The following is a 23,446-nucleotide window of genomic DNA, read 5'->3' as shown; positions in this document are numbered from 1 at the left end:
TTCGGAACGGGAACCTTAAGACTTTCAGGTCGTTATCCCTCATCGGCAATCGTGCCGCCGTGAGGGAACCGTCAGATGGCAACCAAGGCAAAAACACCCGCCAAGAGCAAGACCGCTCAACCCAAAGCCAGGCAGGCAAAGGCCACGCAGGCCAAGGCAGGCGCCGGCCCGGCGATCGCCGAGCGGTCCAAGGACGCAAAGCCGGCTTTCGGCAAAGCGGCGCCAAAGAAGGTAGAACCGGTCGCGACGGCGAAGGTGGCGGCGAAAACAGCCAAACCCAAGAAGCCGGCAAGCCGCGGCTCGATGGCCGGCGGGGCCATGCGCACGGTCAAGGCGACCGCCAATGTCGCCGCTGGTGCGGTGGCGGCGACAGCCAGGGGCGCCGCGTCGCTCGCTGCGTCCGTCATCGGCAAGGGCGGCTCGAAAAGCAAGGCCAAGGCGAAATAGACCTGGTTGCTTCGGCCGGCCGAGGTCAATTCCTGGCGGGAATGGTCAGGCCGCGCTGCACCGCGGGCCGCGCCAGCCCGCGCTCCAGCCATGCCGCGACGGTGGGGAAGTCGTCGAAGCCGACGAGTTCTCGCGCCTCGTAGAAGCCGATCAGATTGCGCACCCAGCCCAGCATCGAAATGTCGGCGATCGTATAGTCGTCGTCCATGATCCAGGTTCGACCCTTCAGCCGCGTCTCCAGCACCCCGATCAGCCGCCGCGATTCATTGCGGTAGCGATCCAGCGGCCGCTTGTCGGCGATCTCGCGCCCGGCGAATTTATTGAAAAACCCGACCTGTCCGAAAATCGGTCCGATCGCCGCCATCTGGAAGAACACCCATTGGATGGTCTCGTAGCGCCGCGCCGGATCGGCCGGGATCAGCTTGCCGGTCTTGTCGGTGAGGTAGAGCAGGATGGCGCCGGATTCGAAGAGGCCGAGCGGCTTGCCGCCCGGCCCGTCGGGGTCGATGATCGCAGGTATCTTGCCGTTCGGGTTCAGTGACAGGAATTCCGGCGTCCAGCTCTGGTCCTTGCCGATATCCACCAGATGCGCCTCGTAGGGCAGGCCGAGTTCTTCCAGCGCGATCGAGACTTTCACCCCATTCGGCGTCGTCGCGGAATAGAGCTGCAGGCGGTCGGGGTGGCTGGCCGGCCAGCGCTTGGTGATCGGAAAGGCGGACAGGTCGGTCATCGAAAGCTCCGGTCGGGAATTTGGCGCGGTATCGCGCCGTCTGGCGTGTGGCGAAGGATTATCCTCGGCGTCTTTGCCGATCAACCGGCCGACGGTGCACACACCGTCTTCGCAGTCATGCAGGGCCAGTCGCTCAGGGGCCAGTCGCTTGCCGTCAGACCGCCTTGAACGCCACCACGGCATTGGTGCCGCCAAAGGCAAAACCGTTGCTGATCGCCGCGCGCACCTTGCGCTCGCGCGCCACATTCGGCGTGATGTCGAGATCGCAGTCGGGGTCGGCCTGCCGGAAATTGGCCGTCGGCGGCACGATGCCTTCGCGGATCGCCATCACGCAGGCGATCATTTCCAGGCCGCCCGAGGCGCCGAGGCAATGGGCATGCATCGACTTGGTCGACGACACCGACAGCTTATAGGCATGGTCGCCGAAGACGCGCTTGATTGCCGCCGTCTCGATCTGGTCGTTGGCCTTGGTGCCGGTGCCGTGGGCGTTGAGATAGTCGACGTCCTCGGGATTGAGCCCGGCGTCCGCCAGGCAGGCGCGCATCGCCGCCGTCGGTCCCTCGACAGTCGGCGCGACGATATCGGAAGCGTCGGCGGAAAGGCCGGCTCCGGCAAATTCGGCCAGAATGGTCGCGCCGCGCGCCATGGCGTGTTCATACGTTTCCAGCACCGCCATTCCAGCACCTTCGCCGAGCGACAGGCCTTGGCGATCGGCCGAGAACGGCCGGCAGGTATCGGGCGCCAGCACCCGCAGGGCCTCCCAGCCCTTCAGGATGCCCCAAAGCAGCGGCGCGTCGGTGCCGCCGGCGACCATGACATCGGCGCGGCCGAGCCGGATCTGGTCGACCGCCGAGGCAAAGGCGTGATTGGACGAGGAGCAGGCCGAAGTGACGCCGAACACCGGCCCGCGCAGGCCGAGATTCATGCTGACATGGCCGGATGCCGCACTCGGCATCACTTTCGGCACGGTGAAGATGCCGGCCCGGTTCTTGCCGTCGACCAGGATGGCGCGATAGTTCTCCTCGATCGCCTCCCAGCCGCAGACGCCGACGCCGACAACCGCGCCCATCCGGTAGGTGGTTGCTTCAGTCGATGTCAGGCCGGCATGCTGCATGGCTTCGCGCGCGGCAATCGTCGCCAAAAGGCTGAAGCGGTCCATCGACACGGTCTGCTTGTGGCTGATGCCATGGTCGGGCAGCGTCTTGATTTCGCAGCCGACCTTGACCTTCAAATCATGCAAACCGGGATTGCTGATTTGACCGATGGCCGATCGGCCGGCCCGCATTTCGTTCCAGATTGCAGGCGCATTGGCGCCGAGCCCGCATATGCCGCCGATGCCGGTAATGACGACGCGCTTTTGCATTCAGCTCAGGCTTTTTTCGCAATCAGCGCGCGGACAGCCTCAACCATATCGCCGACATTCTTGAGATTGCTCCAGGCATCGACCGTGTTCATCTCGATCTCGATGCCGTACTGCTCCTCGAGATCGAAGATGATCTCGGTCAGTTCCAGGGAATGGATGCCAAGCGCGGTCAATTCCGTATTGGTGGTGATCTCTTCGCCACCGGGCTCCGCATGTGCCCTGATCTTGGCGATGATTTCCGTTGCCAGCTCGTCAGCCATTCGATTCCTTCCCCAATTTTATAACGTCGCGGTGCCGATTGGTTGGCGCCCCTGTTGCCTGGACTGAAATCGCCGTCGCCTTCAAAAACCCGCCAGGCGCAGCATGACCGTTCCAAAGAGGCTCCCTCTATAGAAACGGAAACGCTGTCAAGCAACAAGCTATATCAACAAGCACCATATCGACAAAGCGCCGGGAGTGCTTAACGTTAGCGCCGTGGATACGTTGCAGCATGTCTTGATCCCAGCTCTTCCGGCCCAGCGCGCGGCCGGGGCGGCCCGGCTTGCGTGCGGCGTCAGGGATGGACGCACCCGGCTTTTGCGCCTCTATCAGGACGGCTCGGCCAAAATCCGCATGCCGGCCGTTGCGGCCGATCCGCTCGAAGCCGTGCTCATCAACACCGCCGGCGGTCTGACCGGCGGCGATCGGCTCGGCTGGGAAATCGATGTCGGGCCAGGTGCCTCCGCCTCGATAACCACCCAGGCCTGCGAAAAGATCTATCGTGCCGCTAGCGACCGCGCCGAAGTTCGGGTGAAGCTCAGCGTCGGCGCGGGCGGGCGTATCGCCTGGCTGCCCCAGGAAACCATCGTCTTCGACCGCTCGGCCTTTGCCCGCACGCTCGAGGTCGAGCTTGCCGCAGGCGCCGAGGCATTGCTGCTTGAAGCCACCATATTCGGCCGCCTCGCCATGGGCGAAGAGGCCGCGCACGGCCATTTCCACGACCGTTGGCGTGTCCGCCAGGATGGTGCGCTCGTTCATGCCGAGGATTTCCGCATCGGGCCGGCTATCGCGGCGGCACTTGGCCGCCCGGCGGTCGCCGGCGGCGCCATTGCCGCTGCGACGCTGCTGATGGTCTCGCCGCAGGCCGAAGCCTTGCTCGATCCGGCCCGCGACATCGTCGGCGCCGACGGCGATGCCAGCGCCTGGAGCGTCAAAAAATCTGGCAAGCTTCTTGCGAGGCTGTTTGCCGAGGACGGCTATCAGCTGCGCAAGCGGCTGGTTCCGCTCGTCGAACTGCTCAACGGGCGGGCGGGTCTGCCCAAATTATGGTCACTCTGAGCCAAATACAGGCCAAATCCAGGAAAGCGCATGAACCTGACGCCGCGTGAAAAGGACAAGCTGCTCATCGCCATGGCGGCGATCGTGGCGCGCAAGCGGCTGGAACGCGGCGTCAAGCTCAATCACCCCGAAGCGATCGCGCTGATCACCGATTTCGTCGTCGAGGGCGCCCGCGACGGCCGCCCGGTCGCCGAACTGATGGAGGCCGGCGCCCATGTCATCACCCGCGCGCAGGTGATGGAAGGCATCGCCGAGATGATCCACGACGTGCAGGTCGAGGCGACCTTTCCCGACGGCACCAAGCTGGTGACCGTTCACGAACCGATCAGGTGAGGAGAAAACGATGCTGGAGCTGCGACCGAATTGCGAATGCTGCGACAAGGACCTGCCGCCGGAAGCGGCGGACGCGCTGATCTGCACCTTTGAATGCACCTTCTGCGCTGACTGCGCTGAACATGTGCTGGGCGGCGTCTGCCCGAACTGCGGCGGCAATTTTTCCGCACGCCCGATCCGCCCAGTGGAGAAACTGGTGAAATATCCGGCCTCGACCCAACGCGTGCTCAAGGCCGAGGGCTGCGGCCCGCGCAAGGCTGCGTGATTGTTTTCGTGACTTCGAAGGGAAGACCGATGATCTCTGCTTCAACCAAACGCACCACGCTTGCAGCGATCCTGCTGCTGGCGGCGGCGATGCCCGCCTATGCCCATGTCGGCATCGGCACGACCTCGTCCTTCGCGGCGGGCTTCGCGCATCCGCTGTCCGGCCTCGACCATATGACCGTCATGGTAGCCGTCGGCCTGTGGGCGGCGCTCAAGGGCGGCAAGGCAATCTGGGCCTGGCCGCTGGCCTTTGTCGGCGTCATGCTGGTCGGCGGCGCGCTCGGCATGCTCCACGTGCCGGTGCCTTTCGTCGAACCGGGCATCCTTGCCTCCGTCGTCGCGCTTGGCTTGCTGGTGGCGTTGGCGGTCGATCTGCCGGTCTCGGCCGGAGTCGCCATCATCGGCCTGTTCGCGCTGTTCCATGGCCATGCCCACGGCACCGAAGTGCCGGAAAATGCCGGTGGACTTGACTATATGGCCGGCTTTGCCGTTGCCACCGCACTTCTCCATGCCATGGGCATCGCTGCCGGCCTTGGCCTCGGCATGCGCTTTCGCGGGCTTGCCCGCGCCGCTGGCGCCGCTTGTGCTGCAGTCGCCGTCGGCCTGGTCTTCGGCGTTTTGTGAGGCTAACGATGATTCCCGGCGAAATCATCACGGCAAGCGGCGACATCGAGCTCAACAAGGGGCTGCCGACGGTGACGCTGAAGGTGGCCAACAGCGGCGACCGGCCGATCCAGGTCGGCAGCCACTACCATTTCTTCGAGACCAATGAGGGGTTGAAATTCGATCGCGACAAAGCGCGCGGCAGGCGTCTGGACATTGCCGCCGGCACCGCGATGCGCTTCGAACCGGGACAAGAGCGGGACGTCACGCTGGTGCCGTTCGGAGGAAAACGCGAGGTCTACGGTTTTCAGCAGAAGATCATGGGCAGGCTGTGAGATCGACGGGGTCGGGCGCCCTGAGGTCAGTTCGACGGCCTGGCCGCCGCGTAGATGACGATTCTTGCCGAGCCGTCGAATTCCACCGCAAGGACGTCTTCCGTAAGCACGCGCCGCGAATCGATGGCGTTGAACAGCAAGGCGTTGGCGTCGATCTCCTTGCGCAGTTCCGCAATGTCATCCTGATGCTGTTCGACCTTGCTCTCGACCGCCGGCGGCGGGCCGCCTTCGCTGCGCGCCGCGTCGGTGAGGAAGACGATATCCACAGTATCGAGCTTGGACGTCTTGCGCACGGCGCCGATGTTCTCACGCGTCCGCTCGATCGCGGTGATGATCTTGTTGGTCTGTGGTTCCGTCCGCGCCTCCTCCTGCCGGACATCGGAGCCGACGATCCTGTTGACGGTGTCGGCCCGGTTGACGGCGTCAGCGCTTTCAAGACCTTGCGCGGCTTGCGGGCCGAAAGCTGCGAGAAATGTGCAGGCAGCAAGGCTCTGGAGCCATCTGGTGTCGGCAAAGACAGGCATTGCTCGCTCCTGGTGGACTTTTCTGTGCAACGCCGTTCGGCGCCAAAGGAACGAAACGCCTCCTGTCGGGCGAAGGTTCCCTGTGGGCTGGCGGGCCGGGTGCCGGCCCGCCAAGCGCTTCTTTCAGCTTGCCTTCTTGGTGACAAGGGTCAGCGCGCCATCGGTGGTCATGCTGGCGGCGACCACCTGTGCCGAGGTGAGCCCCTTGGCTTCGAGCGCCGACTTGATCTGCGGCGTCGCGTCGATCGAAGAGCGCAGTTTCTGCAGCCCGGCATCGCCACGCTGGGCGATCACCTGATTGACCTGCGTCTGGGTGGCCTTGGGCAATTCGCTGATATCGACGATGTTGACCTTCTGGATCGCCGGCGCCGCCGGCTGAGCGCTGGGCGCCGCCGGCTTCGGTTGCGGCGTGGGCTGCTGCTGGGCGCCGGCTACGGTTGCGGAGGCCAGCGTGGCGGCGGCTGCAAGAACGATGATTTTGCGCATGTATTTTCCTTTCATCGATTTGGCCAAGGGTTTGGCAAACGGGCGGTTTGGGGTGGCACGGCCACCTCAACGGCCAAATGGGATCAGAAGGTGTCGCCGAGCGGGTCATTGCATGACCATTGGATGGCGACGATGTGGAGTTCGGCTGCGGCCGGACTCTCGTTTGGGGAGCATTGACTGATGGCTAGAATTACCCGCGCCGCCTACGCGCAGATGTATGGCCCGACGGTCGGCGACAGAGTGCGCCTGGCCGATACCGAGCTGTTTATCGAGGTCGAAAAGGACCTCACCGTCCATGGCGAGGAGGTGAAATTCGGCGGCGGCAAGGTCATCCGCGACGGCATGGGCCAGAGCCAGGTGTCGCGCGCCGGCGGCGCGGTCGACACGGTCATCACCAACGCGCTGGTGGTCGATGCCACTGCCGGCATCTTCAAGGCCGACATCGGTCTCAGGGACGGCCGCATCGCGGCGATCGGCAAGGCCGGCAATCCCGACACGCAGGACGGTGTCACCATCATCATCGGCCCCGGTACCGAGATCATCGCCGGCGAGGGCAAGATCCTGACCGCCGGCGGCTTCGACGCGCACATCCACTTCATCTGCCCGCAGCAGATCGACGAAGCGCTGATGTCGGGCATCACCACCATGCTCGGCGGCGGCACCGGCCCGGCGCATGGCACGCTGGCCACCACCTGCACGCCGGGACCCTGGCACATGGCGCGCATGATCCAGTCCTTCGACGCTTTCCCGATGAACATCGGCCTGTCCGGCAAGGGCAATGCCTCGCTGCCGGCGGCGCTCGAGGAAATGGTGCTGGGCGGCGCCTGCTCGCTGAAGCTGCACGAGGACTGGGGCACGACGCCGGCGGCCATCGACTGCTGCCTGTCGGTTGCCGACGATTACGACGTGCAGGTGATGATCCACACCGACACGCTGAACGAATCCGGCTTCGTCGAGAACACCGTCGCCGCCATCAAGGGCCGCACCATCCACGCCTTCCACACCGAGGGTGCCGGCGGCGGCCATGCGCCTGACATCATCAAGGTTTGCGGCCTGCCCAACGTCATCCCGTCCTCGACCAACCCGACCCGGCCCTACACCGTCAACACGCTGGCCGAGCATCTCGACATGCTGATGGTCTGCCATCATCTGTCGCCGTCGATCCCCGAAGACATCGCCTTTGCCGAAAGCCGCATCCGCAAGGAGACCATCGCGGCGGAAGACATTCTGCATGACATCGGCGCCTTCTCGATCATCTCGTCGGACTCGCAGGCAATGGGCCGCGTCGGCGAGGTGGCGATCCGCACCTGGCAGACCGCCGACAAGATGAAGCGCCAGCGCGGGTCATTGCCGCAGGAGACCGGCAACAACGACAATTTCCGCGTCCGCCGCTACATCGCCAAATACACCATCAACCCGGCCATCGCGCATGGGCTGTCCAGGGACATCGGGTCGATCGCGGTCGGCAAGCGCGCCGATCTGGTGCTGTGGAACCCAGCCTTCTTCGGCGTCAAACCGGACATGGTGCTGATCGGCGGCATGATAGCCGCAGCCCCGATGGGCGACCCCAACGCCTCTATCCCGACCCCCCAGCCCATGCACTACCGCCCGATGTTCGGCGCCTATGGCAAGGCCAGGACCAACTCGTCGGTGACCTTCGTTTCGAAGGCGGCGCTGGAGTCCGGCCTGCATGGCAGGCTCGGCGTCGACAAGCAGTTCGTCGCGGTCGAAAATACCCGCGGCGGCATCGGCAAGCACTCGATGATCCTCAACGACGCCACGCCGCATATCGAGGTCGATCCCGAAACCTATGAGGTTCGCGCCGATGGCGAACTCTTGACTTGCGAGCCGGCAACCGTGCTGCCGATGGCGCAGCGGTATTTCCTGTTTTGAGGCGAGGGGCGATTTGATCGACCCGGCAAATTCCATTGCGAGCCGGTCGGTGCCGCCGCAATATGCGGCTCAAAGAAACCGCGTAGCAGGTCATGGCCACCGAAATAGCCTCCGCCCACGACATCTTCCCGCATATCCGCATCGTCATGGGCATGGTGATCGGGCTTGGCGTCGCCCGCCTGCTGTCGGGGGTGGCGCGCATCGTCCAGCATCCCGGCCAGTACAAGCTCTATCCCGTGCACCTCGGCTGGGTCGCGTCCATGCTGTTGCTTCTGGTGCATTTCTGGTGGTGGGAGTTCGGCCTCTACACGATAGAGGTCTGGACCTTCGGCAAATATTTGTTCCTGATCTTCTATGCCATCACGCTGTTCCTGCTGTGTGCGCTGCTGTTTCCGGATTCGATGCTCGACTACACCAGCTATGAGGATTTCTTCTATTCGCGCCGCGGCTGGTTCTTCGGCCTGCTGGCGACGACCTATCTGCTCGATGTCGTCGACACGCTGCTGAAAGGGCCGGAGCATTTCGCCCGCTACGGCAATGAATATTTGTTCCGAACGCCGGTTTTCGTGGCGCTGTGCATCGCCGCCATACTGGTGCGCGACCGCCGCTTCCACATCGCCTTCGTCGTCGGCACGCTGATCTACCAAATTTCGTTCATCCTGCGGCTCTTCGACACCATCGTCTGAGCAGGGGCTATGGTTTAGGGTCGCGGGGAAAGAAGGTTCAACCATGTGCAAGGCCATCGGATCGCGTGGATCCCGCGTCAGCCGCGTTCTGTGGATGCTTGAGGAACTCGGGCAGCCCTATGAGTTCGTCGAAGTCAAATTGCGCTCGCCGGAAGCCTATGCGCTCAACCCGTCGGGCAAGGTGCCGATCCTGATCGACGGCGAGCTGACGGTGACGGATTCGGCGGCAATCTGCGTCTATCTCGCCGACAAGCACGCCGACAAAGGCATGGGCGCCGGTCCCGGTGTCGCCGGCCGCGCCGAGATGGATTCCTGGATGCATTTCGCCCAGTCGGAGTTCGAGGCGCCGCTGTGGAACAAGCTGCGCCACCGCTTCCTGCTGCCCAAGGAAGTGCGGGTCGATGTCGGTCCTGCCGCCGCCTACGATTTCGCCTCCGAGACCAAGGCGCTGGACGGCCGGCTGGGCAACAGGCCTTTTGCGCTGGGCGACCGATTTTCCGCCGTCGACGTGCTGTTGGGCGACATGGGCGGCTGGGCCCGAGCCGGAAAATTCCCGATCGAGTCCGAGCGCGTCAACGCGTATTTCGACCGCGTCCTGGCGCGGCCTGCCCGGGCACGGGCGCAAGCCAATGGCGGAGCCATGCGATGAAACTCAACCTCAACACCGACTTCACCAAATTCCCGCGCGCCGTCTCGGTGCTGACGGCCGGCACTGCCGGTAGCGTGCCGCCATCCGGCCGTGCCGTGCTGCCCCATGACGAGCGCCATCTGCGCCGCCGCGCCATCGAACTTGCCGACGGCAGCAAGGTGCTGGTCGACCTGCCGGAGCCTGTCACCCTGAACCATGGCGACCGGCTGGTGCTGGAGGACGGTGGCTATATCGAAATCATCGCAGCGCCCGAAGAGGTCTACGACATCCGCGCCCGCGACGCCGTGCATCTGACCGAACTTGCCTGGCATATCGGCAACCGGCATCTGGCGGCAGCGATCGAGGCCGGCCGCATCCTGATTTTGCGCGACCACGTCATCAAGGCGATGCTGGAAGGTCTCGGCGCCACGGTGCGCGACGTTTCCGAGCCGTTCAAGCCGGTGCGCGGCGCCTATTCCGCGCAAGGTGCGCATGGCCACGATCACGGTCATGCCCATGCTCATGCCGAAGCGCATTCCCATGATGGGCATTCCCACGCACACAGCGAATCGCATTCGCACAGCCATTCCCATGACGGACATCATCACGATCATGACTGACCAGCCTTCCGGCATCGCTTTGCTGCGGCTGATGGCATGGCTGTCGCCGGCCTTTCCGGTCGGCGGCTTTGCCTACAGCCATGGTCTCGAACGCGCCGGGCAAGACGGGCTGGTTGCCGATACCGCCAGCCTCGCCTTCTGGCTGGAGACGCTAGTCGAGATGGGCTCGGGCTGGAACGACGCCGTGCTCTTCACGGAAGCCTGGCGTCGCGCCCGCGACGGCGGCGATCTCCATGAAATTGCCGATCTCGCCGAAGCGCTGGCCGGCTCGCGTGAGCGTCACACCGAAACCATGCTGCAAGGCGCCGCCTTCCTGAAAGCGGCAGCGGCGTGGGCGAATCCGGTGTTGGGCCGCCTGCCGGCCGAATGCGCCTACTGTGTCGCCGTCGGCGCCGCTGCCGGCGGCAACGGTTTCGCGCTTCAGGACGCGATGTCGGCCTTCCTGCAGGCCTTCTTCTCCAACCTCGTCCAGGCGGCGATCCGACTCGGCATCGTCGGCCAGACGGACGCTATGGCCTTGCTCGCCGGCTTCGAGCCGTTGGCGCTGTCGACGGCCGCGCGCGCCGCCGGCTCGACATTGGACGATCTCGGCGGCTGCGCCTTCATCTCCGACATCATGGCGATGAAGCACGAGACGCAGTATTCCAGGCTGTTCCGCTCATGATCGTCCTCGCCTTCGCCCTCTCGGCCGTCCTGCTGCTGATCACCGCGCTGCATGTCTATTGGGGCCTTGGCGGCATCTGGCCGGGCAGGGACGGCGTCTCCTGCGCCCACGCCGTCGTCGGCTTTCGCGGCGTCGACGAGATGCCGACGCCGTTTGCCTGTTTCGCCGTTGCCGCGTGCCTGTGCCTCGCAACCCTGTGGCCGCTGGCGCTGACCGGGGTCTTCGCCTCCCCCTTTCCAAGGGAGGGCCTTGCCGCCACAGCGCTGCTCATCGGGCTCGTCTTCCTCGGCCGCGGCATTGCCGGCTTCACGCCGTGGTGGCGCCGGCTGGCGCCCGAACAGCCTTTTGCGCGGTTCGATGTCACCTTCTATTCGCCGCTCTGCCTGTTGATCGGGCTCAGCTTCGCAATCCTCGGCATTACGGAGTTTTCGGCATGACGGATTTTTCGCTATGACTCAGGCCAATGGTCCCCTGCGCATCGGCATCGGCGGTCCCGTCGGCTCCGGCAAGACGACGCTAACCGAAAAGCTCTGCAAGGCGCTGCGCGACGATTTCTCCATCGCCGTCGTCACCAACGACATCTACACCAAGGAAGACGCCATGATGCTGGCTCGCCTGCAGGCGCTGCCTGAGGACCGCATCGTCGGCGTGGAGACCGGCGGCTGCCCGCACACCGCCATCCGTGAGGACGCCTCGATCAATTTGCAGGCGATCGCCGGACTGAACAGGAAATTCCCCGATCTCGACATCGTCTTCATCGAATCCGGCGGCGACAATCTTGCCGCCACCTTCTCGCCGGACCTTGCCGACCTGACCCTCTATGTCATCTCGGTTTGCCAGGGCGAGGAAATCCCCAGGAAGGGCGGGCCGGCGATCACCCGTTCCGATTTCCTGGTCATCAACAAGAGCGATCTGGCGCCCTATGTGAACGTCAACCTCGATGTCATGGAGAGCGACGCCGCCCGAATGCGGGGCAAGCGCCCGTTCGGCTTCACCGACCTGTCGCGCGGCAAGGGACTGCAGGAAGTCATCGACTTCATCGTCGAACATGGCGGGCTGCAGTCGGCTCGCTCGGCGGCGTAATGCATGTCGCCCAAAAGTGCGTGGCGGTTTTGGGACAACGGACAATGCGAAGACAGCCTGACCCACCAGTTTGCGGTTGCTGGCCACGGCCGAGCGCGGCATTCTCTTAAAAACGGAGGTTTTCGGATGAGCATCGCCCGCCTGCAAAAGGAAATGCTGACCAACCTGCCCTACTATGAGGAGCGCGTCGATCTGGCCGCCGCCTTCCGCTGGACGGCGCGGCTCAACATGCATGAGGCGGTGGCCAACCACTTCTCGCTGTCGGTCAACGAGGACGGCAGCAAATTCCTGATGAACCCCAACCAGGTGCATTTCTCGCGCATCAAGGCGAGCGACCTTTTGCTGATCGACGCCAACGATCCCGAGACGCTGACCGGTCCCAACGCCCCTGACCCTACCGCCTGGGGCCTGCACGGCGCCATTCACCGCAACGTACCGCATGCGCGCTGCGCCATGCATGTGCATTCCATTCATGCCACTGTGCTTGCATCGCTGGCCGACTCGACTCTGCCGCCGATCGACCAGAACTCGGCCATGTTCTTCAACCGCCACGTCGTCGATGCCCACTATGGCGGGCTGGCCTTCGAGGAGGAAGGCGAGCGCTGCTCGCAACTGCTCACCGACCCGAAAGTCAAAGTGATGGTGATGGGCAATCACGGCGTCATGGTCATCGGCGACACCGTTGCCGACGCCTTCAACCGCATGTTCTATTTCGAGCGTGCCGCCGAGACCTACATCAAGGCGCTGTGGACCGGCCGTCCGCTGCGCACGCTCTCCGACGCCATTGCCGAAAAGACCGCCAGCGAAATGGACGACTATCCCGGCCAGGCGGAGCGCCATCTCGCCGAGCTGAAGGCGATCCTCGACGAGGAGGAGCCGGTGTACCGCAGCTAAGCGACCATCCGTGCTTCTCCCGTTTACGCTACGCACTCACCTTCCGTGATTTGTTATGACTTATCGGCGTAAGGCTTGATTGCCAGGTGGTTCCCCCAATCCGTCGCTGCTTCGCAGCGCCACCTTTCCCCCTCCGGAGGGAAAGGAAGGGAGCCTTTCTGGACGAGCGTTTGACGGCAAAAAGCTTGGCGCCTTTCCTCTACCCCGTCGATCGGGGGAGAGGTGGCTCGGCGAAGCCGAGACGGAGTGGGGTCGACCAGCGCAACATTAGACAATGCATGGCCAAGCTGAAGGGAGGATGAGGGGCAGCGCCGACGTTCATAGGCTCACTCAGAGTCCCAACTGAGCCCGCAACTCTTCCGCACTGTTGATCACGACAGCGCCCTTCGGTCCTGCCATCGGCGCTTCCGGCCAGAAGATCGTCCGCATCCCCGCGGCCAGGCCTGATGTGGCGCCGGTAACGCTGTCGTCGACGGCCACCGCGTCTGAAGGATCGACGCCGGCCAGCCACGCGGCGCGCAGGAACGGCTCGGGATGCGGCTTGCCCTCGCGCACGTCGTTGCGGCTGATCGTGCGCATGCCGGGATAGATCAGGCCGACGGCGCTCAGATTTGCATCGACGATCACCCGGTCGGAATTGGACACCACCGCCTGCTGCACCCCGAGCGCGCGCAATTCGTTAAACACTTCGATCGCGCCGGGGCGCGGCTTCAGCGTCTCTGCCATCGGCATGTAGTGATCGTATTTGCGCACGATCCAGTCGTCGAAGGGCAGGCTGAGGCCGAACTCGCTGCGCAGCATCTCGTAGACCGGTGCGGCGGCGACGCCCAGCACCCGCTCATGCAGGTCGGCCGGCGGCGTGATACCGACGCTGCGCAGCGCCGCCACCAAGGCCGCCTCATGCAGCGGCTCGCTGTCGACCAGCGTGCCGTCCATATCCCAGAAAACCGCTTTCGGCGTCATGCGAGGCTCCTTTTGCCGATCCCCTTAAAGCGTTTGTATAAGGAGATAAACCGCCGAGCCCGTTCGCCGGCGATTTTCGCTGGGTTGATTGCCGCGCGGCAGTCGGATCGGAAGCAGCAAGCAATTGCCCTGCCAATAGACAATTGCGCGCCGACACATTCCCTGCAAGACTATGACGCTTCGCCCGAGGGCAGGCAAAGGGGCAGGGCTGGAGGCACATTTTGAATTCGCGGCAAGACGGCGGCAGCAGCAGGCTGGACGAGGCAGCGCGCGCCGGCTGGCTTTATTATGTTGCCGGCAACACCCAGGACCAGATCGCCGCCACGCTCGGCATTTCCCGGCAGACGGCGCAGCGGCTGGTGTCGCTGGCGGTGTCGGAGGGGCTGATCAAGGTGCGGGTCGACCACCCGATCGCCAATTGCCTCGACCTTGCCGCAAGGCTGAAGTCGCGCTTCGCGCTCGACCTGGTCGAAGTGGTGCCGAGCGATCCGACCTCATCCTCGACCACGATCGGCATTGCCGAGGCGGCCGCGGCCGAGATCGAGCGGCGGCTGCGGTCACCGACGCCCATCGTCTTGGCCATCGGCACCGGCCGCACGCTGAAGGCGGCGATCGAGCAATTGCCGCCGATGGAATGCTCGCAGCACAAGGTTGTGTCCTTGACCGGCAACATCTCGCCCGACGGTTCGGCCGCCTTCTACAACGTCATCTTCACCATGGCCGACCGGGTCAAGGCGCGCTCGTTCCCGATGCCGCTGCCGGTCATCGCCTCGTCGCCGGAAGAGCGCGAGATGCTGCTTGCCCAGCCGATGATCCAACCGACGCTGGCGCTGGCCGCGGAAGCCGACGTCACCTTTGTCGGCATCGGCGATCTCGGCCCGAAGGCGCCGCTCTACGAGGACGGTTTTATCTCGGAAAGCGAGCTGAAGGCTTTGCAAAAGGCGGGCGGCGTCGCCGAGATCGTCGGCTGGGTGTTCGACCGGGAAGGCCGCATGATCGAGGGCATCACCAACGACCGGGTATCGTCGGCAGCTTTGCCGTCACGCGAAAAGTCGCTGGTCATTGCGCTCGCCATGGGCGAGCGCAAATTGCCGGGCATCCTGGCCGCGGTGAACCGCCGGCTGGTCAATGGCCTCATCACCGACGAGCGGACCGCCACGGCCTTGCTCGACGGTTCCTGACACCGATTAAGCGGCCCATCGATAAAATCCAACACGTTATTTGCAGCGCCCGGACGGGTCGTTGCCGTCGAGGAAGCCCATGTCGCGCTGCAAATGCGGCGACAGCTCCCGGACGTCGATGTAGCCGCGCCGACGGTGCACAAGCAGGGAAAATTCATGTGCCAGCAGGGAAAACCAGCTCTGCGCCGGGGTGGAATGGAGTTTTTGCTGTACCGTGGTCATGATCTTCAGCCTCCGCTATGCTTGAACTTGATTGATCGTTGACACCAGATATCGGCCTGATTGGCTCTTGCCGCCAATCAAACGTCGATCACGACCCATAAGGAGGGCTTATGCCCGATCTCAAGGCACCACAGCTCGCCCAGTTGCCGCCGCTGCAGGCCATCAGGGTGTTCGAAGCCGTCGCGCGGCATCTCTCCTTCACCAAGGCCGCGCAGGAACTCGGCATGACGCAGGCCGCCGCCAGCTATCAGATCAAGCTTCTGGAAGAGCGCATCGGTTCGCCGCTGTTCCTGCGCCAGCCGCGCCAGATTGTGCTGACGGAACCCGGCCAACGCCTGGCGCCCGCCGTCAGCGAGGCGTTCAGCCTGCTCTCAAGCGCCTATTCCGCCGCGCGTGGGGGCGCCGATGGTGTGCTGTGCGTCTCGACGCTGCTGACCTTTGCCTCGAACTGGCTGGCGCAGCACCTCGGCTCCTTCCAGGTCGCGCATCCGTCGCTGGCGGTGCGCGTCGATACCTCGAACAGGGTGATCGATTTTGCCCGCGAGGACATGGACATCGCTATCCGCTCCGGCAGCGGCAAGTGGCCTGGAGTGGAGACCCATCTTTTGTTCAAGGCCGATTTCACCCCGGTGCTGAGCCCGGCACTCGCTGCCACCATAGGTGGCGTCCACGAACCCGCCGACCTGTTCAAGCTGCCCATTCTCGATCCCGGCGACATCTGGTGGCGGGAATGGTTCGCCCTTGCCGGCGTCCCGGCGGACGAACTTGCCAGGCGCACCGGCACCAGCATGGGCGCGCAGGCCTATGAGGCGAACGCGGCCATCGCCGGCCATGGTGTGGCGATCCTGACCACCGCATTGTTCAAGACCGAGCTCGCCGCCGGCCGCCTGATCCAGCCCTTCGACCTGGTCGGCGACGACGGCCACGCCTATTGGCTGGTCTACCCGACGGCGCGTCGCAACGTGCCGAAGATAAAAGCCTTCCGGGACTGGATCCTGGCCGAGATCGCCTGCGCCTGAGGGCGAGCGACTCGCGGATTGATTTCCGAGATGCAAAGCGAGCCATGGATCCGCGACGAATGCTCGCTTTCGCGGACAAACAGCTGCGATCGGGCCACCCGGTTAACCAAGCTTGACAAAAACGCTGTCGATATCACTCGCCCGGCATAGGCTTGTGCTTGTGACGACCCAATTGAGCAGGATCAATCGTCTGCAGATTGAAACAGGGTCGATCAGCCGGCTGATGAAAGTCTATCGCGTCGAAGAAATCGAAAACAACACCGTGCGCACGACGCAGGTGATCGAAGCATTTACGCCGTTTCAAGCTGCCGTGAAGGCAATCGGCCGGGAAGTTAGGCTGCGCAAGGACGAGCCCAGCTGGATCCAGGTGACGGAAGTGCTGACCAGAGCCAAGCAAACACGCGACGGCAGGGTTTTCGAATATTCCGTGGGAAGCTACCCGTCCCACGGCTGATGGACTCGGCCCTATCGCTCCCCTGGCGCGACGATTGGGTTGCGATGGGTCGGCATCAACGCGCTCTCACATCCCGTGCAAACAGCTTCCCAAATCCGTTCAATATCCTCTACGCGCGCAACGCCGCGCTCCGCCTTGCGTGCTGCGCTGCAGCATCGAATCTGGCTTGACATAATTTATGCCAAGTGAGTAATTGCCCATTACCAAGGCAAATGCTCATCTTGGTTCATGGGAGGAATTTGATGAAACTGCGCACGCTCACCTTGGGCTTGTTGTCGGCCAGCGCTTTCGCTTTTGCCGCACACGCCGAATCCATCACCATCGCCACAGTCAACAATGGCGACATGGTCCGCATGCAAAAGCTGACGGACGACTTCACCAAGGCGAACCCCGACATCCAGCTGAACTGGGTCACGCTCGAAGAGAACGTGCTGCGCGAGCGCGTCACCACCGACATCGCAACCAAGGGCGGCCAGTATGACGTGATGACGATCGGCACCTACGAGGTTCCGATCTGGGCCAAGCAGAGCTGGCTGTTGCCGCTCGACAAGCTCGGCGACGACTATGACGCCAAGGACATCATCCCGGCCATCGCCGGCGGCCTCTCGGTCGACGGCAAGCTCTATGCCGCGCCCTTCTACGGCGAAAGCTCCTTCGTCATGTACCGCAAGGACTTGATCGAGAAGGCCGGGCTGAAGATGCCCGACGCCCCGACCTGGGACTTCATCAAGCAGGCCGCCGACAAGATGACCGACCGCGCCAATGGCGTGAACGGCGTTTGCCTGCGCGGCAAGGCCGGCTGGGGCGAGAACATGGCCTTCCTCACCGCCATGTCGAACTCCTTCGGCGCCCGCTGGTTCGACGAGAACTGGAAGCCGCAATTCGACCAGCCGGAATGGAAGAACACATTGCAGTTCTATGTCGACCTGATGAAGGCCGACGGTCCCGAGGGCGCCTCGTCCAACGGCTTCAACGAAAACCTGGCGCTGTTCCAGCAGGGCAAGTGCGGCATGTGGATCGACGCCACCGTCGCCGCCTCCTTCGTCTCCGACCCGAAGAACTCGACCGTCGCGGACAAGGTCGGCTACGCACTGGCCCCCGACAATGGTCTGGGCAAGCGCGGCAACTGGCTGTGGGCCTGGTCGCTGGCCATCCCGGCCGGCACGCAGAAGGGAGACGCCGCACAGAAGTTCGTCTCCTGGGCGACCAGCAAGCACTACGCAGAACTGGTTGCTTCGAAGGAAGGCTGGGCCAACGTTCCTCCGGGCACGCGCTCCTCGCTCTACGCCAATGCCGAGTATCAGAAGGCGGCTCCGTTCGCCAAGATGACGCTGGACTCGATCAATGCCGCCGACCCGACGCATCCGACCGTCAAGCCGGTGCCCTATGTCGGTGTGCAGTTCGTCGCCATTCCTGAGTTCCAGGGCCTCGGCACAACCGTTGGCCAGCTGTTCTCGGCGGCGCTCGCCGGCCAGACCAGCGTAGACGACGCGCTCAAGCAGGCGCAGGACGCCGCCACCGCGACCATGACCGAAGGCGGTTATATCAAGTAAGGCTCCTCCCGGTGCCGAATGCCGGCCGCCTCCTTGGCCGGCAACGGCCGCCCGAATCCCAGTTCGGGCGGCCCCTTTCACACACCTGAAAATTTGGCTGACCTTGAAGGGTGACCGTCATGGCTACTCAGCAGACCCGTTCGCTTGCCCGCTTTATGTTGGCGCCATCCGTGGTGCTGCTGTTCGTCTGGATGATCGTGCCGCTGGCACTCACGATCTGGTTCTCCTTCCAGCAGTACAATCCGCTCAATCCGATCCGCGACGGGTTTGTCTGGTTCTCGAATTACTCGCTGTTCTATTCCAACCCGGCATTCCTGCAGTCGATCCTCAACACGCTGGTCCTGGTGGGCAGCGTGCTGCTGATCACCGTCATCGGCGGCATCATGCTGGCGCTGTTGATCGATCAGCCGATGTGGGGACAGGGGATCGTCCGCATCCTCGTCATCTCTCCGTTCTTCGTCATGCCGCCGGTGGCTGCACTTGTCTGGAAGAACATGATCATGCACCCGCAATACGGCGTCTTTGCCGACATTGCGCGCTTCTTCGGGGCTCAACCGATCGACTGGTTCGGGCAGCATCCGATGCTTGCCATCATCATCATCGTCGCCTGGCAATGGCTGCCCTTCGCAACGCTGATCCTGCTGACCGCATTGCAGTCGCTCGACGGCGAGCAGAAGGAAGCCGCCGAGATGGACGGCGCCGGCTTCGTCAGCCGCTTCATCTATCTGACGCTGCCGCACATGTCGCGCGCCATCACCGTCGTCATCCTGATCCAGACCATCTTCCTGCTGTCGGTCTATGCCGAAATCCTGGTCAACACCAATGGCGGACCCGGCTATGCCTCCACCAACCTGCCCTTCCTCGTCTACCAGAAGGCATTGCTGGAGTTCAAAATCGGCCAGGCATCGGCCGGCGGTGTCATCGCCGTCATTCTCGCCAACATCGTCGCCTTCTTCGCCATGCGCGCGGTCGGCAAGAACCTGGACAAGTAAGGGAGGATACGATGGCACGTGCAGTCACCACCCAACACAAGGTCATTGCGACAGGCGCCGCCTGGATCGTCGCGCTGCTGATCTTCTTCCCGATCCTCTACACGATCATCACCTCGTTCAAGTCGGAGCAGGAGGCCATCCAGGGCTTCGCGCTGATCCCGTCGGGGACGTTCGAGAGCTATACCGAGGTCCAGGCGCAGAGCGGCTACTTCAAGTTCTTCTTCAACTCGGTGCTGCTCTCGGTCGGCTCGACCATCCTGGCCCTGATAGTCGCGGTTCCGGCCGCCTGGTCGATGGCCTTCTCGCCGGGCAAGTGGACCAAGGACATCCTGATGTGGATGCTCTCGACCAAGATGATGCCGGCGGTTGCCGTGCTGTTCCCGATCTACCTCATCTTCCGCGATGCCGGACTGCTCGACAGCCGCATCGGCCTGATGATCATGCTGATGCTGATCAACCTGCCGATCGTGATCTGGATGCTCTACACCTACTTCCGCGAAATCCCCGGCGAGATCCTGGAAGCGGCACGCATGGACGGCGCCACCCTGTGGGGCGAGATCGTCTATGTGCTGACCCCCATGGCCGTGCCGGGCATCGCCTCGACCATGCTGCTCAACATCATCCTGGCGTGGAACGAAGCGTTCTGGACCATCCGCCTGACCACCACCGAGGCGGCGCCGCTGACGGCCTTCATCAGTTCGTTCTCAAGCCCGCAAGGCCTGTTCTGGGCCAAGCTTTCGGCGGCATCGACGCTGGCCATCGCGCCCATCCTGATCATGGGCTGGTTCAGCCAGAAGCAGCTGGTGCGCGGGCTTACCTTCGGTGCGGTAAAATAACGGACGTTGCCTGAAGCAATCCGGCCAAATAACCCCTCGGGGAGGAAACCATGGGAAACATCACGCTCAAGAACGTCTCCAAGCATTTCGGATCGACGGTCATCATTCCAGGCCTCGACCTGGTCATCGAGAATGGCGAGTTCGTCGTCTTCGTCGGGCCGTCGGGTTGCGGCAAGTCCACGTTGCTGCGCCTCATCGCCGGGCTCGAGGACACCAGCGGGGGCACCATAAACATCGATGGCCGTGACGTCACCGGCGAGGCGCCGGCCAAGCGCAAGCTGGCCATGGTATTCCAGTCCTATGCGCTCTATCCGCATATGACGGTGGCCAAGAACATCGGCTTCCCGCTGAAGATGGCGGGCGAGGATGTGGCGACGATCGACAAGAAGGTGAAGGACGCAGCCCGGGTCCTCAACCTCACCAACTATCTCGAACGCCGGCCTGGCCAGCTCTCCGGCGGCCAGCGGCAACGCGTCGCCATCGGCCGCGCCATCGTGCGCCAGCCCTCGGCCTTCCTGTTCGACGAGCCGCTGTCCAACCTCGATGCCGCACTGCGCGGCACCATGCGGCTCGAAATCAGCGAGCTCCACCATCAGCTCAAGACGACGATGGTCTACGTCACCCACGACCAGATCGAAGCCATGACCATGGCCGACAAGATCGTCGTGCTCAACGCCGGCAACATCGAACAGGTCGGCTCGCCGATGGAACTCTACAAGTCGCCGAAGAACCTATTCGTGGCGGGCTTCATCGGTTCGCCGAAAATGAACCTGATCGAAGGTGCGCCGGCGGCCAAATACAACGCCAAGACCATCGGCATTCGTCCTGAGCATATGGGGATATCGACCACAGCGGGTGACTGGAAAGCCCTTGTCGGCGTCGCCGAGCATCTGGGCTCCGACACCTTCCTGCATGTCCAGGCCGACGGCGTCGGTCCGCTGACGGTACGCGCCGATGGCGAACTGGCCGTACGCCACGGCGACACCATCTATTTGACGCCGGACAAGGTCCGCATGCATCGCTTCGGCCCCGACGGAAAGGCGCTGACGCAGTGAGACTGAAAGGCAAATCGGCGCTGATCACCGGATCCGCGCGCGGCATCGGCAGGGCTTTTGCCGAAGCCTATACGCGCGAGGGTGCCACGGTGGCCATTGCCGACATCAATCTGGCGGCTGCCGAAAAGACGGCCGCCGAGATTGGCGCCAACGCCTATCCGGTCAGGCTCGACGTCAGCGACCTTGCTTCGATCCAGGCGGCGGTCAAGGCGGTCGAAACAAAGACCGGCGGCCTCGACATACTGATCAACAATGCTGCCTTGTTCGACCTGGCGCCGATCGTCGAGATCACCGAAGCGAGCTATGACAAATTGTTCTCCGTCAACGTCGCCGGCACCTTATTCATGCTGCAGGCAGCGGCGCGTTCGATGATCGCAAGGGGCAAGGGCGGCAAGATCATCAACATCGCCAGCCAGGCAGGACGGCGCGGCGAGCCGCTGGTCGCCGTCTATTGCGCCACCAAGGCCGCGGTGATTTCGCTGACCCAGTCCGCCGGGCTCGACCTGATCAAGCACCGCATCAACGTCAATGGCATCGCGCCCGGCGTCGTCGACAGCGATATGTGGGATGAGGTCGATGCGCTGTTTGCCAAATATGAGAACCGGCCGAAGGGCGAGAAGAAGCGGCTGGTCGGCGAGGGCGTGCCCTATGGCCGCATGGGCAAGCCGGAGGACCTGACCGGCATGGCGGTCTTCCTGGCCAGCGACGACGCCGAATACATCGTCGCCCAGACCTACAATGTCGATGGCGGCCAATGGATGAGTTGATGGGCCGGGATCACGAAGGCCGCAGCCCGGCCAAAAGGGTAGAAAAATGACCGTGAAACTCTCCTCCTCGATCCTCTCGGAACTCCCCGCCAAGGTCGCCGGTCCCAGATATGATCGCTCCAGGCTCAAACCCGGTATCGTCCATTTCGGCGTCGGCAATTTCCATCGCTCGCATCAGGCGGTCTACCTCGACGATCTCTTCAATGCAGGCATCGGCCATGACTGGGCGCTGGTCGGCGCCGGGGTCTTCGAGGGCGAAAAAATCGGCCGTTCCAAGCTGCAGGAGCAGGACTGGCTGACCACCGTGGTCGAGCAGGATTCAGACCATATGAGCGCCCGCGTCACCGGCGTTATGATCGACTTCCTGACGCCCGGCGATGCCGATGCCATCATCGACCAGCTCGCCGATCCGGCGATCAAGATCGTCTCGCTGACCATCACGGAAGGCGGTTATTTCATCGATCCGGCCTCCGGCAAGTTCAACCCGACCCACCCCGACATCGTCGCCGACGCACAGGCAGGCACGACGCCGAAGACGGTGTTCGGCCTCATCCTTGCGGGCCTGATGCGCCGCCGGGCCGACGGCATCGTGCCGTTCACCGTCATGTCCTGCGACAACATCCCTCATAATGGCCATGTCACCTCGGATGGCGTCATTGGGCTGGCCCGGCTGATCGACGAGGATCTGGCGAACTGGGTCAGCGACAATGTCGCCTTTCCCAACGGCATGGTCGACCGCATCACCCCCGCCACCTCCGACCGCGAGCGCGGTATTCTCGCCTCGGAGTTCGGCCTCGAGGACAACTGGCCGGTGTTCTGCGAGCCGTTCAAGCAATGGGTGCTGGAAGACCGTTTCACCGACGGCCGCCCGCCGCTGGAAAAGGTCGGTGTGCAATTCGTGATGGATGTCGCGCCCTATGAGCTGATGAAGATCCGCATCCTCAATGGCGGTCATGCCACGATCGCTTATCCCGCAGGGTTGATGGACATCCATTTCGTCCATGAGGCGATGCAGGAGCCGCTGGTGCGCGGCTTCCTCGCCAAGCTCGAGCATGACGAGATCATCCCGACGGTGCCGCCGGTGCCGGACACCGTGCTGGAGGATTATTACCAGCTCATCGAGCACCGCTTTTCCAACCCGAAGATCGGCGACACCATCCGTCGGCTTTGCCTCGACGGTTCCAACCGGCAGCCGAAATTCATCATCCCGACCATTGCCGACCGGCTGAAGGCCGGCAAAGGCGTCGCGGGTCTGGCGCTCGAGTCCGCGCTGTGGTGCCGCTACTGTTTCGGCACCACAGACAGCGGCGCGGTCATCGAGGCCAACGACCCGAGTTGGGACCGGCTGCAGGCAAGCGCGAAGGCGGCGAAGGATAAGCCCGGTGCCTGGCTTGCGATGGAGGATATCTATGGCGGTGTCGGCCGCTCGGCGCCGTTCGCCGAGGCCTTTGCCCATGCGCTCAACGTCTTGTGGGCGAATGGCACGCGCGCGACGCTGACGCGCTATATCTCCGGCAAGCTCTGACGCCAGCCG

30 protein-coding genes are annotated in these 23,446 nt (G+C 63.5%); 23 read left to right on the top strand and 7 right to left on the bottom strand.

Features of this window, described 5'->3' with window-relative positions:
• Window positions 1–75: 75 nt before the first annotated feature.
• Window positions 76–447, top strand: coding sequence for a hypothetical protein (locus tag NKH22_RS06440; RefSeq protein ID WP_023671223.1), 372 nt, complete (start codon window positions 76–78; stop codon window positions 445–447).
• A gap of 25 nt (window positions 448–472) precedes the next feature.
• Here the strand turns inward: NKH22_RS06440 and NKH22_RS06435 are convergent, their stop codons facing one another.
• The 3 genes from NKH22_RS06435 to NKH22_RS06425 all read right to left on the bottom strand — a co-directional run bounded on the left by NKH22_RS06435 (window position 473) and on the right by NKH22_RS06425 (window position 2,800).
• Complete coding sequence (locus NKH22_RS06435) at window positions 473–1,177, bottom strand: glutathione S-transferase family protein (RefSeq protein ID WP_352520616.1); 705 nt, start codon at window positions 1,175–1,177, stop codon at window positions 473–475.
• Between the two features lie 154 nt (window positions 1,178–1,331).
• Entirely contained in the window at window positions 1,332–2,540 is a 1,209-nt protein-coding gene (locus NKH22_RS06430; RefSeq protein WP_023671225.1) for a beta-ketoacyl-[acyl-carrier-protein] synthase family protein, read from the bottom strand.
• A 5-nt stretch (window positions 2,541–2,545) separates the two neighbouring features.
• The gene (locus NKH22_RS06425; RefSeq protein WP_023671226.1) at window positions 2,546–2,800 is read right to left on the bottom strand and encodes an acyl carrier protein; all 255 of its coding nucleotides are present in this window, start codon (window positions 2,798–2,800) and stop codon (window positions 2,546–2,548) included.
• A 235-nt stretch (window positions 2,801–3,035) separates the two neighbouring features.
• Between NKH22_RS06425 and NKH22_RS06420 the strand changes: the two genes are divergently transcribed.
• Genes NKH22_RS06420 through NKH22_RS06400 form a run of 5 tightly spaced genes read left to right on the top strand, consistent with a single transcriptional unit; the run spans window position 3,036 to window position 5,392 of the window.
• Window positions 3,036–3,857, top strand: a complete 822-nt coding sequence (locus NKH22_RS06420) for an urease accessory protein UreD (protein ID WP_081726189.1) — start codon at window positions 3,036–3,038, stop codon at window positions 3,855–3,857.
• Window positions 3,858–3,887: 30 nt separating this feature from the next.
• Window positions 3,888–4,190 (top strand): urease subunit gamma, encoded by a 303-nt coding sequence (locus NKH22_RS06415; protein WP_023671228.1) that lies wholly within the window; start codon window positions 3,888–3,890, stop codon window positions 4,188–4,190.
• 10 nt (window positions 4,191–4,200) lie between these two features.
• On the top strand, window positions 4,201–4,455 hold the full coding sequence (locus NKH22_RS06410) for a DUF1272 domain-containing protein (protein ID WP_023671229.1): 255 nt from the start codon (window positions 4,201–4,203) through the stop codon (window positions 4,453–4,455).
• Between the two features lie 29 nt (window positions 4,456–4,484).
• Window positions 4,485–5,078 (top strand): HupE/UreJ family protein, encoded by a 594-nt coding sequence (locus NKH22_RS06405; protein WP_023689154.1) that lies wholly within the window; start codon window positions 4,485–4,487, stop codon window positions 5,076–5,078.
• An 8-nt stretch (window positions 5,079–5,086) separates the two neighbouring features.
• Window positions 5,087–5,392, top strand: a complete 306-nt coding sequence (locus tag NKH22_RS06400) for an urease subunit beta (RefSeq protein WP_023729012.1) — start codon at window positions 5,087–5,089, stop codon at window positions 5,390–5,392.
• A gap of 26 nt (window positions 5,393–5,418) precedes the next feature.
• Here the strand turns inward: NKH22_RS06400 and NKH22_RS06395 are convergent, their stop codons facing one another.
• Together NKH22_RS06395 and NKH22_RS06390 are read right to left on the bottom strand one after the other, a co-directional pair.
• Window positions 5,419–5,916, bottom strand: coding sequence for a hypothetical protein (locus NKH22_RS06395; protein WP_023689155.1), 498 nt, complete (start codon window positions 5,914–5,916; stop codon window positions 5,419–5,421).
• Window positions 5,917–6,039: 123 nt separating this feature from the next.
• Entirely contained in the window at window positions 6,040–6,402 is a 363-nt protein-coding gene (locus NKH22_RS06390; protein ID WP_023671233.1) for a hypothetical protein, read from the bottom strand.
• Between the two features lie 180 nt (window positions 6,403–6,582).
• On the opposite strand from NKH22_RS06390, the gene ureC reads away from it, so the two are divergent.
• The 8 genes from ureC (at window position 6,583) to NKH22_RS06350 (ending at window position 12,870) form a co-directional block, all read left to right on the top strand.
• Complete coding sequence (gene ureC / locus NKH22_RS06385; protein WP_031195771.1) at window positions 6,583–8,295, top strand: urease subunit alpha; 1,713 nt, start codon at window positions 6,583–6,585, stop codon at window positions 8,293–8,295.
• A 92-nt stretch (window positions 8,296–8,387) separates the two neighbouring features.
• A complete protein-coding gene (locus tag NKH22_RS06380) occupies window positions 8,388–8,981 on the top strand; it encodes a hypothetical protein (protein ID WP_023695869.1) in 594 nt (197 codons plus the stop codon).
• Between the two features lie 43 nt (window positions 8,982–9,024).
• Window positions 9,025–9,630 carry a glutathione S-transferase family protein gene (locus tag NKH22_RS06375; protein ID WP_023822032.1) on the top strand — a complete coding sequence of 202 codons (606 nt, stop codon included), beginning with the start codon at window positions 9,025–9,027 and terminating at the stop codon, window positions 9,628–9,630.
• A complete protein-coding gene (locus tag NKH22_RS06370) occupies window positions 9,627–10,229 on the top strand; it encodes an urease accessory protein UreE (RefSeq protein ID WP_023671237.1) in 603 nt (200 codons plus the stop codon). Before NKH22_RS06375 ends, NKH22_RS06370 begins: the two co-directional genes overlap by 4 nt.
• The gene (locus tag NKH22_RS06365) at window positions 10,222–10,893 is read left to right on the top strand and encodes an urease accessory protein UreF (RefSeq protein ID WP_023750393.1); all 672 of its coding nucleotides are present in this window, start codon (window positions 10,222–10,224) and stop codon (window positions 10,891–10,893) included. Before NKH22_RS06370 ends, NKH22_RS06365 begins: the two co-directional genes overlap by 8 nt.
• Complete coding sequence (locus NKH22_RS06360) at window positions 10,890–11,330, top strand: DUF3995 domain-containing protein (protein WP_023822033.1); 441 nt, start codon at window positions 10,890–10,892, stop codon at window positions 11,328–11,330. Before NKH22_RS06365 ends, NKH22_RS06360 begins: the two co-directional genes overlap by 4 nt.
• Window positions 11,331–11,343: 13 nt before the next feature.
• Window positions 11,344–11,976, top strand: a complete 633-nt coding sequence (gene ureG, locus NKH22_RS06355; RefSeq protein ID WP_023671240.1) for an urease accessory protein UreG — start codon at window positions 11,344–11,346, stop codon at window positions 11,974–11,976.
• Between the two features lie 126 nt (window positions 11,977–12,102).
• Window positions 12,103–12,870, top strand: coding sequence for a class II aldolase and adducin N-terminal domain-containing protein (locus NKH22_RS06350; protein ID WP_023822034.1), 768 nt, complete (start codon window positions 12,103–12,105; stop codon window positions 12,868–12,870).
• A 330-nt stretch (window positions 12,871–13,200) separates the two neighbouring features.
• Here the strand turns inward: NKH22_RS06350 and NKH22_RS06345 are convergent, their stop codons facing one another.
• Entirely contained in the window at window positions 13,201–13,833 is a 633-nt protein-coding gene (locus NKH22_RS06345) for an HAD family hydrolase (protein ID WP_023822035.1), read from the bottom strand.
• A 221-nt stretch (window positions 13,834–14,054) separates the two neighbouring features.
• Between NKH22_RS06345 and NKH22_RS06340 the strand changes: the two genes are divergently transcribed.
• Window positions 14,055–15,014 carry a sugar-binding transcriptional regulator gene (locus NKH22_RS06340; RefSeq protein WP_023671243.1) on the top strand — a complete coding sequence of 320 codons (960 nt, stop codon included), beginning with the start codon at window positions 14,055–14,057 and terminating at the stop codon, window positions 15,012–15,014.
• Window positions 15,015–15,050: 36 nt separating this feature from the next.
• On the opposite strand, the gene NKH22_RS06335 is transcribed toward NKH22_RS06340, so the two are convergent.
• A complete protein-coding gene (locus NKH22_RS06335; RefSeq protein WP_023745868.1) occupies window positions 15,051–15,236 on the bottom strand; it encodes a hypothetical protein in 186 nt (61 codons plus the stop codon).
• 110 nt (window positions 15,237–15,346) lie between these two features.
• Between NKH22_RS06335 and NKH22_RS06330 the strand changes: the two genes are divergently transcribed.
• From NKH22_RS06330 to NKH22_RS06295, 8 genes are all read left to right on the top strand, one after another.
• The gene (locus NKH22_RS06330) at window positions 15,347–16,255 is read left to right on the top strand and encodes a LysR substrate-binding domain-containing protein (RefSeq protein ID WP_023671245.1); all 909 of its coding nucleotides are present in this window, start codon (window positions 15,347–15,349) and stop codon (window positions 16,253–16,255) included.
• Window positions 16,256–16,367: 112 nt separating this feature from the next.
• Window positions 16,368–16,709 carry a hypothetical protein gene (locus NKH22_RS06325; RefSeq protein WP_155923262.1) on the top strand — a complete coding sequence of 114 codons (342 nt, stop codon included), beginning with the start codon at window positions 16,368–16,370 and terminating at the stop codon, window positions 16,707–16,709.
• Between the two features lie 242 nt (window positions 16,710–16,951).
• Window positions 16,952–18,262, top strand: a complete 1,311-nt coding sequence (locus NKH22_RS06320; RefSeq protein WP_023714527.1) for an ABC transporter substrate-binding protein — start codon at window positions 16,952–16,954, stop codon at window positions 18,260–18,262.
• A 119-nt stretch (window positions 18,263–18,381) separates the two neighbouring features.
• On the top strand, window positions 18,382–19,254 hold the full coding sequence (locus NKH22_RS06315; RefSeq protein WP_352909183.1) for a carbohydrate ABC transporter permease: 873 nt from the start codon (window positions 18,382–18,384) through the stop codon (window positions 19,252–19,254).
• Window positions 19,255–19,265: 11 nt separating this feature from the next.
• Window positions 19,266–20,090 (top strand): carbohydrate ABC transporter permease, encoded by an 825-nt coding sequence (locus NKH22_RS06310; RefSeq protein ID WP_023671250.1) that lies wholly within the window; start codon window positions 19,266–19,268, stop codon window positions 20,088–20,090.
• A gap of 50 nt (window positions 20,091–20,140) precedes the next feature.
• Window positions 20,141–21,145, top strand: a complete 1,005-nt coding sequence (locus NKH22_RS06305; RefSeq protein ID WP_023689168.1) for an ABC transporter ATP-binding protein — start codon at window positions 20,141–20,143, stop codon at window positions 21,143–21,145.
• Entirely contained in the window at window positions 21,142–21,912 is a 771-nt protein-coding gene (locus NKH22_RS06300; protein ID WP_023729778.1) for an L-iditol 2-dehydrogenase, read from the top strand. The genes NKH22_RS06305 and NKH22_RS06300 overlap by 4 nt, the downstream gene beginning before the upstream one ends.
• Window positions 21,913–21,958: 46 nt before the next feature.
• Window positions 21,959–23,437, top strand: a complete 1,479-nt coding sequence (locus NKH22_RS06295; RefSeq protein WP_352909181.1) for a mannitol dehydrogenase family protein — start codon at window positions 21,959–21,961, stop codon at window positions 23,435–23,437.
• Window positions 23,438–23,446: the final 9 nt, after the last annotated feature.

This window comes from Mesorhizobium sp. M1252 (assembly GCF_040318265.1).
GTDB lineage: Bacteria > Pseudomonadota > Alphaproteobacteria > Rhizobiales > Rhizobiaceae > Mesorhizobium.
This window is presented reverse-complemented; position numbering and strand designations above follow the sequence as displayed.